At 60.5% G+C, this 12960-nt stretch carries 12 protein-coding genes and 4 pseudogenes; 12 read left to right on the top strand and 4 right to left on the bottom strand.

Translation table 11 applies throughout. The features are described 5' to 3' along the window. Positions 1 to 17: 17 nt before the first annotated feature. The 7 genes and pseudogenes from RW095_RS05110 to RW095_RS05080 form a co-directional block, all read left to right on the top strand. Positions 18 to 1742: an FAD-binding protein gene (locus tag RW095_RS05110; RefSeq protein ID WP_317014916.1), complete on the top strand. Its 1725-nt coding sequence runs from the start codon at positions 18 to 20 to the stop codon at positions 1740 to 1742. Between the two features lie 112 nt (positions 1743 to 1854). Then, positions 1855 to 1964 (top strand): annotated as a pseudogene (locus RW095_RS05105) (IS6 family transposase); the annotation flags it as partial. 241 nt (positions 1965 to 2205) lie between these two features. Next, positions 2206 to 2685 (top strand): RES family NAD+ phosphorylase, encoded by a 480-nt coding sequence (locus RW095_RS05100; RefSeq protein ID WP_317014914.1) that lies wholly within the window; start codon positions 2206 to 2208, stop codon positions 2683 to 2685. Between the two features lie 530 nt (positions 2686 to 3215). Beyond that, positions 3216 to 3485 (top strand): DUF1488 family protein, encoded by a 270-nt coding sequence (locus tag RW095_RS05095; RefSeq protein ID WP_317016751.1) that lies wholly within the window; start codon positions 3216 to 3218, stop codon positions 3483 to 3485. 847 nt (positions 3486 to 4332) lie between these two features. Next, positions 4333 to 4602 (top strand): type II toxin-antitoxin system ParD family antitoxin, encoded by a 270-nt coding sequence (locus tag RW095_RS05090; RefSeq protein WP_317014913.1) that lies wholly within the window; start codon positions 4333 to 4335, stop codon positions 4600 to 4602. Next, the gene (locus tag RW095_RS05085) at positions 4599 to 4970 is read left to right on the top strand and encodes a hypothetical protein (protein WP_317014911.1); all 372 of its coding nucleotides are present in this window, start codon (positions 4599 to 4601) and stop codon (positions 4968 to 4970) included. The genes RW095_RS05090 and RW095_RS05085 overlap by 4 nt, the downstream gene beginning before the upstream one ends. 384 nt (positions 4971 to 5354) lie before the next feature. Continuing rightward, positions 5355 to 5546 (top strand): annotated as a pseudogene (locus tag RW095_RS05080) (ATP-binding protein); the annotation flags it as partial. A gap of 162 nt (positions 5547 to 5708) precedes the next feature. Here RW095_RS05080 and RW095_RS41270 read toward each other — a convergent pair. The 4 genes and pseudogenes from RW095_RS41270 to RW095_RS41255 all read right to left on the bottom strand — a co-directional run bounded on the left by RW095_RS41270 (position 5709) and on the right by RW095_RS41255 (position 7689). Continuing rightward, a complete protein-coding gene (locus tag RW095_RS41270; protein ID WP_394365074.1) occupies positions 5709 to 6128 on the bottom strand; it encodes an AMP-binding enzyme in 420 nt (139 codons plus the stop codon). 135 nt (positions 6129 to 6263) lie between these two features. After that, positions 6264 to 6955, bottom strand: a pseudogene (locus RW095_RS41265) (AMP-binding protein); the annotation flags it as partial. A gap of 74 nt (positions 6956 to 7029) precedes the next feature. Then, positions 7030 to 7236, bottom strand: coding sequence for a hypothetical protein (locus RW095_RS41260; RefSeq protein WP_394364993.1), 207 nt, complete (start codon positions 7234 to 7236; stop codon positions 7030 to 7032). Between the two features lie 48 nt (positions 7237 to 7284). After that, on the bottom strand, positions 7285 to 7689 hold the full coding sequence (locus tag RW095_RS41255) for a hypothetical protein (protein WP_394364992.1): 405 nt from the start codon (positions 7687 to 7689) through the stop codon (positions 7285 to 7287). Between RW095_RS41255 and RW095_RS05070 the strand changes: the two genes are divergently transcribed. The 5 genes and pseudogenes from RW095_RS05070 (at position 7678) to RW095_RS05050 (ending at position 12941) form a co-directional block, all read left to right on the top strand. Beyond that, entirely contained in the window at positions 7678 to 8013 is a 336-nt protein-coding gene (locus RW095_RS05070; RefSeq protein WP_317014910.1) for a hypothetical protein, read from the top strand. The two genes, RW095_RS41255 and RW095_RS05070, sit on opposite strands and share 12 nt — an antisense overlap. Positions 8014 to 8929: 916 nt before the next feature. Beyond that, a pseudogene (locus RW095_RS05065) lies at positions 8930 to 9271 on the top strand (copper-binding protein). A 252-nt stretch (positions 9272 to 9523) separates the two neighbouring features. Beyond that, on the top strand, positions 9524 to 10543 hold the full coding sequence (locus tag RW095_RS05060) for an amino acid ABC transporter substrate-binding protein (protein WP_317014908.1): 1020 nt from the start codon (positions 9524 to 9526) through the stop codon (positions 10541 to 10543). Positions 10544 to 10637: 94 nt separating this feature from the next. Beyond that, positions 10638 to 11831, top strand: coding sequence for an amino acid ABC transporter permease (locus RW095_RS05055; protein ID WP_317014907.1), 1194 nt, complete (start codon positions 10638 to 10640; stop codon positions 11829 to 11831). 3 nt (positions 11832 to 11834) lie between these two features. Next, positions 11835 to 12941: an amino acid ABC transporter permease gene (locus tag RW095_RS05050; protein WP_317014906.1), complete on the top strand. Its 1107-nt coding sequence runs from the start codon at positions 11835 to 11837 to the stop codon at positions 12939 to 12941. Positions 12942 to 12960: the final 19 nt, after the last annotated feature.

Here is a 12960-nt window from a genome sequence, read left to right as displayed (position 1 = left end):
AAACGGGAGGAGCAGGCATGAGGGACACATACAGGGAAGTCAGTACAGATGTGCTCGTTGTTGGCAGCGGCGGCGCTGCATTGCGGGCTGCGCTCGAGGCAGACGCCAGTGGCGCCGACGTGCTGGTCGTTATCAAAGGCGAATTTCGCAAAAGCGGCGCTACGTTTCATAGCGTAGCCGAAGTGGGCGCCTTCAATGTGCCGGACGGAGCAGGGGATCCCGACGATAATCCTGATGTTTTTCTAGCCGATATCCTGCATGCCGCTCAAGGTATGGCCGACCCGCGCTTGAGCGCGATTCTCGCGAACGAAGCGCAGGACTCCCTGCGCTATCTCGAACAGTACGGCGTAAAATTCGAGCGCGAGGATGACCACTACCTGGTTTTTCGCGCATGCTTTTCTTCCAGGCCGCGCTCGCATGTGATTCACGAGCATTTCAAGCCCATCGTGAAATCGCTGGGGACTGAAGCGTCCCGGCGTGGTATCAAGGTCATGGACCGGTTGATGCTCGTCGACCTGCTTTCGCAGGACGGTGAATGTCTCGGCGCTTACGCGATCGATTCGGATGGGAATCCGGTGTTGATCCGTGCCAAGTCGACGATTCTTACCACTGGCGGTGCGAGTCAGTTGTTCGCCCAGAACCTCTACCCATCGGACATTACTGGCGACGGCTATGCAATGGCTTATCGCGCGGGCGCGAGACTGGTCAACATGGAGTTCATGCAGGCCGGTGTGAGCGTGCTGACGCCCTTCGTCAACCTGTTCGGCAACTACCTGTGGGACGCGCACCCGAATCTCACCGACCGCGATGGCAAGGCGTTCGTTCCTGACTATCTGCCGGCGGGGCTCGCTCAGGCCGATGTCATCCGGCAAAAGGAGCGGCACTTTCCATTCAGCTCAAGCGACATCTCGCGCTACGTCGAAATTTCGATTCAGAAGGCACTCAACGACGGCCGCGGCACGGTTGAAGGCGGCGTGTTTCTCGACTTCGTCGGATGCGATCTCGAATCGATACTGGCCGACAAGAGCCGCAGCATTGCAAGGATGTGGCCGCTAACCTGCCAATGGTATAAGGAGCACGGCGTCGACCTTTATCGCGACAGAGTGCAGATCACCTGTTCCGCGCATGCGATCAACGGTGGTTTATATATCGACCAAAACGCTCAGTCCAATCTGAAGGGTCTGTTCGCTGCGGGCGAGGTGGCAGCGGGTCCGCACGGCGCCGACCGTCTCGGCGGCAATATGGCCTTGACGTGCCAAGTCTTCGGCCGCCGCGCGGGTCTCGCTGCGGCCGAACGAGCGAAAAAGATAACGCACCGCGCGACTGCCCGGAGCCTGGACGACAATCGTACACTCGCCACGCAATTCCGCGGAAAGGGCAGGTACACGGTGGACGAACTGAAAGCACGGATTCAGCAGAGTGCAAACCGGTATTTGCTGATCGTGCGCGAGGAAGCCGGGCTTCAGACTTTCAGGCAGGTCTGCAGGGACACGCGAGACCAGTTGTTTCAGGACACGATGATCGGCACGCCGGCTGAACTCATGCGGGGCATCGAATTGGCGAACTTGATCCAGGTCGGTGAATTGATGGCTTCGGCCTCGCTCGCCAGGCGTGAGAGTCGCGGCGGTCACTACCGCGAAGACTTTCCTGAGCGCAACGCGGACTTCGCCAAAAACATATTCCTCGAGCGGAACGTGCCTGAAGGCCTGTGGTTTGGGCGGCTGGCGGATTTGCCGTCGTAAGTCGGTAGCCGACCCGAGCTACCGAACGCGCCGAGCCCCGCACATAGCTTCAGGTGGCCAGCCCCGCAGTGGGCACCGTCACATTGGCGAGGTAGTCACGTAAGAGGTCGCGATGAAGAAGACAAAATCGCTTTACCATGGCCACCGGTTCCCAGCGACGGTCATTAGCCACGCGGTCGGTGGTACTTCCGGTTCCAACTCAGTCTGCGTGACATGAAAGAATTTCGCACATTGCGCCAGCCGCGATGTGGCGGTGATCGACGCGTGCTTGTGTCGGGCAAAACGCAGGTCCGGCGACGCGAAAAATGAGAGCATACGATGCCTAGGAACTCCCGCCTGCGCGTCGCCGTGCTCAGTTATCGTTCTGCAAAAGCCGGCCCGCAAATCTCAATCCGATTCCGACGCAAATTTTGTCTGTCGCCGCGTCAGCACGGTACCCATTCCGCTTGCCGCGATTACGCCGATGCCGAGTGCACATTATGTGATGATTCCAGCCAGATTCCCCGAAACAATCGTCGTGCAACGGATCGATCCAGCCAGTTTGCCTGCCGACTGGCGGGACCTCTTCGCGCGCGCTGAACTGCAGCAGGTCGGGACGACGTGGTTGGAGACGCGCGCTAGTGCGGTGCTGGCTGTGCCCAGTGCAGTCGTTCCTGCTGAAACCAATTATCTGCTCAACCCCAATCACACAGATTTTGTCCATGTTGAAATCGGAGCCCGTGAGGAGTGGCTGACTGATCCGCGGTTACTGCGGCGCGCCAGTCGATGCGCGTGGCCGAGTATCAGTTGCTTCGACAGGTGCCAGCATTCACTGGAAACAAGGCTGCCGCAGATCGATCAGATTGAAGCAGCGCTTCGGCCAGGTCTTGCGCGACGACGCCCATCCGATTCCGGGTCGTCCATTGTCCATGGACTGTGGACAAGTGCATCCATGCATTTTTAGTTTGTCAACTGAAAATGCGGCCTGAAGCCGTCCAATCCGGAAATTTCCGAATCCTCTCTGCGAGGCATCGGCTTCTACTCGACACCCTACGCAACGAGGGTGTTGTCCTGCGTTAGCGTCCGACTGTGCCATGCCCATTCACATTCACGTCGTCACCGATACGCACCGCGATCTACGAACGCTTCTTCTCAAACGACTATTGCGTTCTCGCTCGTAATTTCATCCTTATTGACGTTTTCACGCTGCAGTGCCGAACCATCCGCCAGCTCGTGGCTCACGTTGACTCCCGGAAAAGCTCACCATAAGGAGGTACGTTGATTTCGAATACGCAACCAACCATCTGTCCCAACTACGTACACCACAAGACACGAAACCACCTACAACACGTAGCCGCCTGAAAAAATTAATGAGCAGATACGTCACGTGGCGATTAATCATTGACGATCGTCCTGCGTTCAACTTCTGGTAAATTTATTGCTGCGCGGCGCAGTACAAATACAAAGGCCGCCAATATATCGTCGAGGTGCTTCATGGAAGTTCTTGATCGCGCGCCCGCCGTCTCGCCGGACGGACGCGTTGTGGTTTTCATGCTGCCGATTCGCGGGCGCGAGGTCGAAGTCGCGGTTGCACGTGACGCACTCGAAGAACACTTCTGGCTGCCGCCTGACGCCGACGCGGCACGCACACTCAAGACATTCGAAAGCGGTCGCAACCGCATCGTCGCTGTCGCACAAAGAAAGTTACTCGCGCGGCCCGACGAACCGCTGCGGCTGACCGTGAATGACTTCGTGACCCGGTAACCGGCCGTTGGCTGTCGATGACAGTCGCGTCGCGATGCGCCTCTGATATTAAAAAGCACGATCATTCAATTGTTGATCATTTCAAGCACGGGAGACGTCTTTGTGGTGGGGCTCGATGAGAAAACGGGCGCCCATGTCTGGACTTCGGGCTCGCTCAACACTGGATCAGGCGCGACGGTCACAGATCGATTGCATATGGCTGGGGGGGTCGTCTGGACACAAGACGGCCGACTGATTTTCATGGGTTTCGACGAGGTCGATTACTCGTATAAGCGACGTGATGCGTTCGGCTTTCGCACGATGTGAATCTCCTCAGGCAACGAGATCGCCACCTTCCCGCCCAGATCATCCGCGAGCAGCTGTGCTGTCGCCGCACAGAACGTTGCAGTGTTGCGCCGTCGGCTTGAGGGCGGTCACGTAGCATTCGCTGGCGTCCAGATATTCCTGTACTCTTTCCGTTCGAGTCATTGCACCTCCCTTGAGCTCATGCTGCCTTCTCCAGTCTTTCCGCAGGGGCGAATTCGCCAGGCAGTTCCTTTGTCGCTTCCAAGATGCGGCGTGTCCTTCCCCTGGCGTTTGAAACGATCCACGGTGAATCTTTATTCCATTCACCCCTATACGAGCGACCCAGAAGTTCTTTCTTTTACTCCAGATGGACTCCCTTAAAACCCAAGGTGTTGTTCTTCAGCAGTTTGCGATTTCGTATGTTTTTTGATTTGCCGAAGCTCGACCGGATAGTCGATCACAATGACACGAATAACGTTGTCCCTAATTTACCGGGAGTTGTCGGGCGCTTGTGCGCAAGCCAAGATCCAAGTAGGATTAAATCCTACTGACGGAGGTGGCCATGCGAACCACACAACAGATGAGCATTACGTTACCCAACGAAATGGCAGAGTTTGTGCGGGAGAAGGTCGCCCGCGGCGACTACGCGTCCGACAGCGAAGTTTTGCGCGACGCACTTCGTGCGCTGCGCGAGCGCGATCGCGCAATCGAAGCGTGGCTGCGAGATGAAGTGGTCCCGGCGGCGAAAGCTCTCCGGGAAAATCCTGACCGCGCACTTTCGGCCGACGAAGTCCGTGCGCAACTCGCTAAAGCGCGCGCAGGCCGCGGGTGACCTGGAGTATTCAGTTCGCGCCCGAAGCGCTGGCGCAACTCATCGATTTGGAACAACGAATAGCCGATGCCGGCGCCCCGATTACCGGAGCGCGATATGTCGACGCGATTGCAGCGTCATATCATCGGCGCACCCTGTGCCTTATGCAGTCGGCGCGACGGTGTCGGGTCCGGGCCTATCTGGATCAGGGCGTACGTCCGCACATCAATCTATACAAAGCCCGGTACACCAACAGCGTCCTGGCAGCGAGCACGCGTCTTATTGGCCAGGATCTCCTGATCTACATGAACGCAAACGATCTGCGCAGTGTGCGCGCTTTTCTATCGGATGGCACCGAACTGGGCGAACTCGAAGTGCAGGGTGTGTGACGGGTGATTCCACACAACCTGAAGCTGCGGCAGCAAATACTCAGCGATGCCGGCCAGCGACGTGGTCGTCGCGGTGTGCCAGAAGAGAACCCCATCGAGGCGTACCTCAAACGGAAGCTCGCGGAGGCGAGAAAGAACCGCAAGTCGGCTTCCCAGTTGGCCCACGCGAAGCATTGCTGGCGTCAACCGAGACTGTGCGGCCGCCCGCTGCTCAGACGGTCTGCTCACAACCGCCGAACGTGATTGGACCAGAAACCCGCGCGCCCATCGCCGCAACGACGGAACCCCATGATGCGCCGGCACCTCGTCGCGCGCGTCCGCGAAAACTGTTGATCGGTACCGGCCAGGTCTTCTAACCCAATCGTTTACGTCAGGAGGTGCGCCATGTCGCTTCAGATACCGCGTCCCATCGATCCGTCACTGCACCCGCTGGCGACCGGCAACTATCGAATCGCCACGCCGGCGATCGAAGCCTTCTATGAACTGGTGGTTCGCTGCTTGCGCTACCGAATCATGGGCGCCCTGATTTACGGCCCGTCCCGCATCGGCAAGACGCGAGCGATCGAGTACGTGCGACATTCTTTGCCGGTTGCCGAAGTTCGTAGTTATACCGCCGCGCTGCTGCGGCGCCAACTTAAGCACCCGACAGTCAACAGACAGTTGAGCATGGGAGGTCTCCGATCGTTTTCGCTCAGCGCTCGCGACACCTCTACAGCCGTGAAGCATGGTCCTTTTCGATTATTGCGCCGCAGGTTTCGACCCGACGCCTCCCATTGCCCGATCGTCGGCAAGCGGACAGTTCTCAGCTTCGAGCGCCGACGGCAGCAGGTGATCGAAGAACTGCTCGCGCAGCCTTAGTTTGTGCAGCTTTCCAACGGCTGTATGCGGCAATTCGTTGACGAAGACAACATCATCGGGCATCCACCATCTCGCGACTTTACCCTCGTAGAACGCGAGCAGTTCGTCGCGCGTGACCTCCGTGTCCTTGCGTTTGACGACGACGAGCAGCGGCCGCTGCAGCCACTTCGGATGGGCGCAGGCGATGCAGGCCGCCTCTGCGACGGCCGGATGCGCGATCGCGATGTTCTCGATTTCGATCGAACTGATCCACTCGCCTCCCGACTTGATCACATCCTTGCTGCGGTCGGTGATCCGCATGAAACCGTCCCGGTCGATCGTGGCCACGTCGCCGGTCGGAAACCAGCCGTCGACGAGCGGCGAGTCATCCTTCTGGAAATACCGCTTGATCACCCACGGACCGCGCGTGTGCAGTTCGCCGAACGCGATGCCGTCCCACGGCAGGTCGCGCCCATCGTCGCCGACGATCTTCATATCTACGCCATAAATGACATGACCCTGCTTTTCGCGCAGGCTGCGCTGCTCTTCCGGCGGCCGCCTTGATTGTTCCCAGTTAAGTTTTGCGAGCGTGCCGAGCGGTGACATTTCGGTCATGCCCCATCCGTGAATGGCTTCGACGCCGTATTCCTCGAAGGTGCGCAGCATCGCCGGCGGGCACGCGGACCCGCCGATCACCGCGCGTTGCAGTGACGACAACCGCACGGCCGCTTCCTTCATGTAGTTGAGCAGACCAAGCCAGACGGTTGGCACGCCCGCGGAATACGAGACACGCTCCGCCTGCATCAGTTCGAATAGGGATTTTCCGTCAAGATCCTTGCCCGGAAGGACCAGTTCGCGCCCGTGAGCGGCGCGGCATGCGGCATGCCCCATGCGTTCGCATGAAACATCGGCACGATGGGCAACACCGAGTCGCGCGCCGATAGACACATCGCATCTGGCAGCGCACCGGCGTACGCGTGCAGCACCGTGGAGCGATGCGAATACAGCGCGCCCTTTGGATTGCCCGTCGTGCCCGAGGTGTAACAAAGGTACGATGCCTGGCGCTCGTCGAGGAGCGGCCAGTCGAATGCGCCGTCGTGTGGCTTGAGAAACGTCTCGTAGCTGATGAGCGGTATGGGCGTCTGCACTGCCGGCAGATGCGCGTCGTCGGCAAGCGCGATCCACCCACGCACTTTCGGGCAGAGGGGCGCAAGGCATTCGATCAGTTGGGCTGCACATCCAGCGCGATAAGCGCCTGCGCCAGTTGCTTCGCGCGCTTTTCGCAGTCGCGATACGTGTAGCGATGCACGTCGCCTTCGATGCGCTTTGACACGATCTCGGTCGTGCCGAAGTGACGTGACGCATGAGCCAGCAGTGAGGAAACCGTCAGCGGCACGTCCATCATCTGTCCGAGCAGCGGTGTCGTCATAGCCGAGTCTCCCTGCTATTGCCGCAAACTCAGAATCGCGTAAGAGTGCTACAGATATCGGACATGGCACCCGCCCGGCAGCCGAGCCTTCCGCCTATTCAACATAGTTGTGGCCTGCGAGTGTTGCAAATAGATAAGATGGATATTGCTAACGTCTCGCGTCTGTAGGTCCTGGCGTTCACCGGCGGTTGGAACCCGCAGTCCGCACACGGAGACTACTCGACGATAGGCTTTTCGAGGGAACCAGTCATCGCGGCAGACCAGCCATGCACGACGAAGCTTTTCCCGGCCAAGGGACAGGAAGCACGATAACGTCCGCTCGAGAACTTGACACCCTCCCTTGCGACCGGTTGGATAATAGTAGCCGGAAATCAGCACGGGGCCGCGCGCGTCTGCGGATTTACGGATCACCATGTTCAATGCGACTAAGGTACCCCAGGAATGTCCGAGCACGACCGGTTGCTTCGCGCCAATCTGGGTGAGCGCCTTCTGTATCACCTCAGCCTGGGCCGCCGCAGTCTACAACCGGTCGCCTGGCCGCCCGCTGAATCCAAAGCCGGGGCGGTCAAACGCGATCGCGCGGTGGCGCTCAGCCAACCGGTCGATCAATCCGCTGGCGAGGAAGTCTTGCAGCAGCACGGCGTTCCCATGCAGGAGCACAACGGTGGGGCCTTCGCCCTTGTCCAGGTAATGAATCGGTACTCCGTCGACTTCGACAAAACTTCCGGCTGGCGGGTGATCGCGTTCGGCCTTGCGGGCACGACGCCAAACCCATAGCGCCCCGACGGCGGCAGCGGTCGCGGTGACCGCGAGAGCCGCGATTGTTCTGGTAGGTGCAGGAACTTGGTTAAAGGTGCGGCCCATGACTTCTCCAATTGGTGATCGCGGCGTGGAGCCGTTCGCTTCGGGAACAGATTGGCCCCGCTGTGCAGCGTGCGAATGCTAGATACTCTCGTCTGCACACTTTGCGCGGTGAGATACCTCTCCGCTTTTTGCAACGATCATGCCGCGATTGCTTGCTGCCAGAGGCAGGCGGCACCGGTCGATCCACGTCCTGACCAGCGAGCCAACAGCACCGCAGCAGGTGGAGGGGGTATCCGCTCAGGTTTTTGCTCCCTCCCAGCGACCCCAAGATGACGTCGTGTCCGAGCCGCGCAGGTACGGCAGCTGGCGCTTTTTGGTGCCAACGATCGTGCGTCGCTGCCGAATGCGTGGACTTGTCGGCGAGAGTGAAGCGGCTCAACGTCGTAAGTGGTAGGGACATTCGCTCGTGAGAAGTTGCGCCACTGATATGTCGCTCTGAAAGATGCTGGAAGACGAGACTGCTATCCGAATAATGGTGCGTTTTATGATCGGCTGGATGTCCCTTTCAGTGTGCGGGGATGCGTCCCGGACGGCCGCATTGCTCCGGTTCCGGCCCTTGACTCTCGGGAAGTGCGACGTCGGCAATGGGGCCGGGTGCCGCCGATCTCCGTCCCTTCCACTGCGCCGTAAATTAGCTTCGCCTGTGGCAGCGGAGAGTACAAGGCGCTATGAAAACCCGTACGCGGTTGGGCACCGCAATGTTCGTTATTCCCGCCGCCTGGTTCCTGTTGCAGCGTCGTCGAGTAAGGCGCCATGCGTGGTTGCCTCATGCAGTACCTTCCGCACGGAAGTGCCTTCTGTTAAAACCGGAGAAACTCAATGAAGGAAGATGATTGTTGCTGTCGCCGCTATTGCAGCTGTTGTGACGATCCCTGCATTTGCTGGTGATGATATGGCGGGGCATGAACATGTCCGCAAAGCCATCGGCCGCGAAGGTGAACCCGAATGCTGCCCTCACCGATGCGGAGTCTAGAAGGTCGACGCGGCCACTGGCATGGTCACGCTGAAGCACGGTGCGCTTGAGAACGCTGGCATGCCACCGATGACCATGGCATTCAAGGCCAAAGACCCAGACATGGTCAAGCGGGTTCACGAGGGCGACAAGGTCAAGGTGCGTGTCGAAAACGTCAACGGCACGATGACCATCGTGAAACTGAACAAGCAGTCTTGATGAGCTGCTGAATCCTCGGCCCCAGCAGGGCCTTCTTCAATAGTTAGGTGCGGCCTGATTGACTGATCGATGGAGTTCCTCTATCACAATTCAAAAGCTGCGGCCTGGTTCGCTCGGGAGACCGGGATGATGGGTCATGAAGGAAACCGCGCATATTTCGTCCGACGCCGCGGGTGTAGGATTATTCGTGTGTATGCGGCGCGTCCGCGCGTCGTTGCCTGCTTCACGGAACCTGAACCGGGGAGAAACGTGATGAAAATGCGCATCGCAATCGCAGCAGCTTCGGCGGTGGTCTTCGGCATCGCGGCGGGCACGGCCCACGCCGGCGCGACCTTCGACGCCGTGAAAAAGAAGGGCTTTGTCCAATGCGGCGTGAATACCGGGCTCCCGGGATTCTCCGTCGCCGACGAGAAGGGCGTTTGGAAGGGTATCGACGTCGACGTTTGCCGAGCAGTTGCATCTGCCGTATTCGGCGACGCCTCCAAGGTGAAGTACACGCCGCTCACCGCCAAGGAGCGCTTCACGGCGCTGCAGTCCGGCGAGGTCGACCTCCTCTCGCGCAACACCACGTGGACTCTGACCCGCGATGGCGGTCAGGGCATTGCCTTCACCGGCATCACCTACATTGACGGCCAAGGCTTCCTCGTGAAGAAGAAGCTCGGTGTGAAATCCGCACTCAAACTGGACGGCGCGACGGTCTGCGTCGGATCGGGCACGACCACGGAGCTGAACCTGTCGGACTATTTCTCGGCCCATAAGATGAAGTTCAAGGCCGTCGTCTACGACACGTCGGACGAAACCGCAAAGGCCTTCGCGGCCGGCCGTTGCGATGTCCTCACCAGCGACCAGTCGCAGCTCTATGCGCTGCGTATCAAGCTTGCCGATCCCGACAGCGCCGTCGTGCTTCCCGAAGTGATTTCCAAGGAGCCGCTCGGCCCGGCGGTGCGCCAGGGCGACGTGGAGTGGTTCAACGTCGTGCGCTGGACCCTGTTCGCGATGTTGAACGCCGAAGAGCTCGGCGTGAGCTCGGCGAACGTCGACCAGATGAAGGAGAGCAAGGACCCGGACGTGAGGCGCCTGCTAGGCGTGGAAGTCATCAAGCACGGTTTGGGCGTCCCCGACGATTGGGCCTACAAGGTCGTCAAGCAGGTGGGCAACTACGGGGAGGTCTTCGAGCGCAACGTCGGTTCCGGTAGCCCGCTCAGGATCAGCCGTGGCCAGAATGCCCTGTGGAACAAGGGCGGCCTGCAGTACGCGCCGCCGGTTCGCTAAGCGCCCTCGGATTTCGGTGGGCGGGCGCGCGCGGGTGTAGCGGCGCCGTCTCCGTCCGCCGGTCTCCGGCAAACAACCAGACGCGATCCGGACCATGGAGCCGATGCCGGAACCTGCCGTAGCGCAGCCGCGGCCGCCGCCTTGGAACGATCCCCGGATCCGGGCAATCGTGTTCCAGGTGCTGGTGAGCGCGGGTGTCATCGCGCTCGGCGTCTACCTGGTCCGCAACCTAATGCACAACCTCGAGGTGCGCGGCATCTCGACGGGGTTCGGTTTCCTCTCGAACCGCGCCGGCTTCGCCATCAACCAGTCGCTAATCCCCTACAGCGAGGAGACGTCGACCTACGGGCGTACCTTCGTCGTCGGCCTGCTCAACACCCTGCTCGTGTCCGGACTGGGCATCGTCTGCTCCACCATCCTCGGCTTTATCGTCGGCGTGGCGCGCCTGTCCCGGAACTGGCTGGTGGCGAAGCTGGCATTGGCCTATATCGAAATCTTCCGCAACCTCCCGCTGCTCGTCCAGATTCTCTTCTGGTACTTCGCCGTCTTCCTGAACTTGCCGCCGCCGAGCGAGGCGTTGCACGTCGGCGACTCGGTCTTCATCACGCTGCGCGGCCTTTACCTGCCGCGCCCTGAGGCGCTGGCCGGATTCGAGTGGACTGTCGTCGCGTTCTTTGTGGCGATCGTCGCATCCGTCGTCCTCGCGCGCTGGTCGCGGCGCCGCCAGGAGCGCACGGGCAAGCGGTTCCCGGCGTATCTCGCTTGCATCGTCTTGCTGGTCGGCGTGCCGCTCGCCGCGTTCGTCCTCACCGGCCGGCCGCTCCAATGGGTGAAGCCCGAGCTGGCGGGCTTCAATTTCGTCGGCGGCATTGCCCTGATCCCCGAGCTCGCCGCGCTGCTGATGTCGCTCTCCATCTATACGGCCGCCTTCATCGCCGAGACGGTGCGCGCCGGCATCCTTTCGGTGTCTCACGGGCAGACGGAAGCGGCTAGCGCGCTCGGTTTGCGACCAAGCTTGACGTTGCGGCTCGTGGTCATTCCGCAGGCGATGCGGGTCACGATCCCGCCGCTCACGAGCCAGTACCTGAACCTCACCAAGAACTCCTCACTTGCCACGGCGATCGGCTACCCCGACCTGGTGTCGCTCTTCGCCGGGACTACCCTGAACCAGACGGGCCAGGCCGTCGAGGTGATGTCGATGACCATGGCCGTCTATCTCGCGATCAGTTTCGTGATCTCGCTGTTCATGAACTGGTACAACGCGCGGATGGCGCTGGTGGAGCGCTAGGCCATGACGACCCCGCAGCAGCGCCACGCCGACCTGCCTCCGCCGTCCGCTTCGATTGGGGCCTTGGGCTGGCTGCGCAAGAACCTCTTCGACTCGCCCTTGAACGGCGCGCTCACGCTGCTCGCCCTCTACTTCCTCTACCGCGCGGTGCCGCCACTCGTCGAGTGGGCAATGATCAACGCCGACTGGAGGGGCACCCGCAGCGCGGACTGCTCGAGGGCCGGCGCGTGCTGGGTATTCATCCACGTGCGTCTCAACCAGTTCATGTACGGCTTCTATCCGGTCGCCCAGCAGTGGCGGGTGAACCTTGCTATCGCGCTGCTGGGCGCGCTCATCGTGCCGTTGTTCTTCAAGCGCTTTGCGCTGAAGCGGTGGCTGGTTGTCGTGCTGCTCGTAGTCTATCCGATCGTCGCGTTCTACCTTCTGGTCGGCGGTCGGTTCGGCCTTACGCACGTCGAGACGAGCGAATGGGGCGGACTGTCGCTCACGCTGGTGATCGCCATCGTCGGCATGGTGGCGGCGCTGCCGCTGGGAATCGTCCTCGCGCTCGGCCGGCGTGCCACGCACATGCCGGTTCTCAAGGCCCTGTGCGTGGCGTTCATCGAGCTCGTGCGCGGGGTGCCGCTCATCACCGTGCTGTTCATGTCGTCGGTGATGTTGCCCTTCTTCCTGCCCGAGGGTCTGGATTTCGACAAGCTCTTGCGCGCCCTGATCGGAGTAGTGCTGTTCGCGTCCGCCTACATGGCGGAGGTGGTGCGCGGCGGCCTGCAGGGGATTCCGAGGGGCCAGTTCGAGGCCGCCGCCTCCCTGGGCCTGGGCTTCTGGAAGTCGACAGCGCTGGTCATCCTGCCCCAGGCGCTCAAGCTGGTGATCCCAGGCATCGTGAACACGTTCATCGGGCTCTTCAAGGACACGAGCCTGGTGCTCATCATCGGCCTGTTCGACCTGCTCGGCAGCATTCAAGCCGCCAATGCCGACCCCAACTGGCTCGGGTTTTCGACTGAAGGATACGTGTTTGCGGGATGCATCTACTGGGCCTTCTGTTTCAGCATGTCGCGCTACAGCCAGTGGCTCGAGAAGAAACTGCAGACAGGTTACCGGCGGCGCTGAGGGCCGATGAGGAGAAGCA

The organism is Paraburkholderia kirstenboschensis (genome assembly GCF_032806925.1).
Taxonomy (GTDB): Bacteria; Pseudomonadota; Gammaproteobacteria; order Burkholderiales; family Burkholderiaceae; genus Paraburkholderia; species Paraburkholderia kirstenboschensis.
The sequence above is the reverse complement of the archived record's forward strand: the minus strand, read 5'-3'. Positions and strand labels throughout refer to the sequence as shown.

Coding starts and splice junctions, on each gene's coding strand:
- RW095_RS05060 (WP_317014908.1), top strand. CDS start 9,524: ATGAAAATGCGCATCGCAATCGCAGCAGCTTCGGCGGTGGTCTTCGGC.
- RW095_RS05100 (WP_317014914.1), top strand. CDS start 2,206: ATGCCGAGTGCACATTATGTGATGATTCCAGCCAGATTCCCCGAAACA.
- RW095_RS05090 (WP_317014913.1), top strand. CDS start 4,333: ATGCGAACCACACAACAGATGAGCATTACGTTACCCAACGAAATGGCA.
- RW095_RS05050 (WP_317014906.1), top strand. CDS start 11,835: ATGACGACCCCGCAGCAGCGCCACGCCGACCTGCCTCCGCCGTCCGCT.
- RW095_RS41270 (WP_394365074.1), bottom strand. CDS start 6,128: ATGCGGATCACCGACCGCAGCAAGGATGTGATCAAGTCGGGAGGCGAG.
- RW095_RS41260 (WP_394364993.1), bottom strand. CDS start 7,236: ATGACGACACCGCTGCTCGGACAGATGATGGACGTGCCGCTGACGGTT.
- RW095_RS05070 (WP_317014910.1), top strand. CDS start 7,678: ATGTCCGAGCACGACCGGTTGCTTCGCGCCAATCTGGGTGAGCGCCTT.
- RW095_RS05095 (WP_317016751.1), top strand. CDS start 3,216: ATGGAAGTTCTTGATCGCGCGCCCGCCGTCTCGCCGGACGGACGCGTT.
- RW095_RS05110 (WP_317014916.1), top strand. CDS start 18: ATGAGGGACACATACAGGGAAGTCAGTACAGATGTGCTCGTTGTTGGC.
- RW095_RS05055 (WP_317014907.1), top strand. CDS start 10,638: ATGGAGCCGATGCCGGAACCTGCCGTAGCGCAGCCGCGGCCGCCGCCT.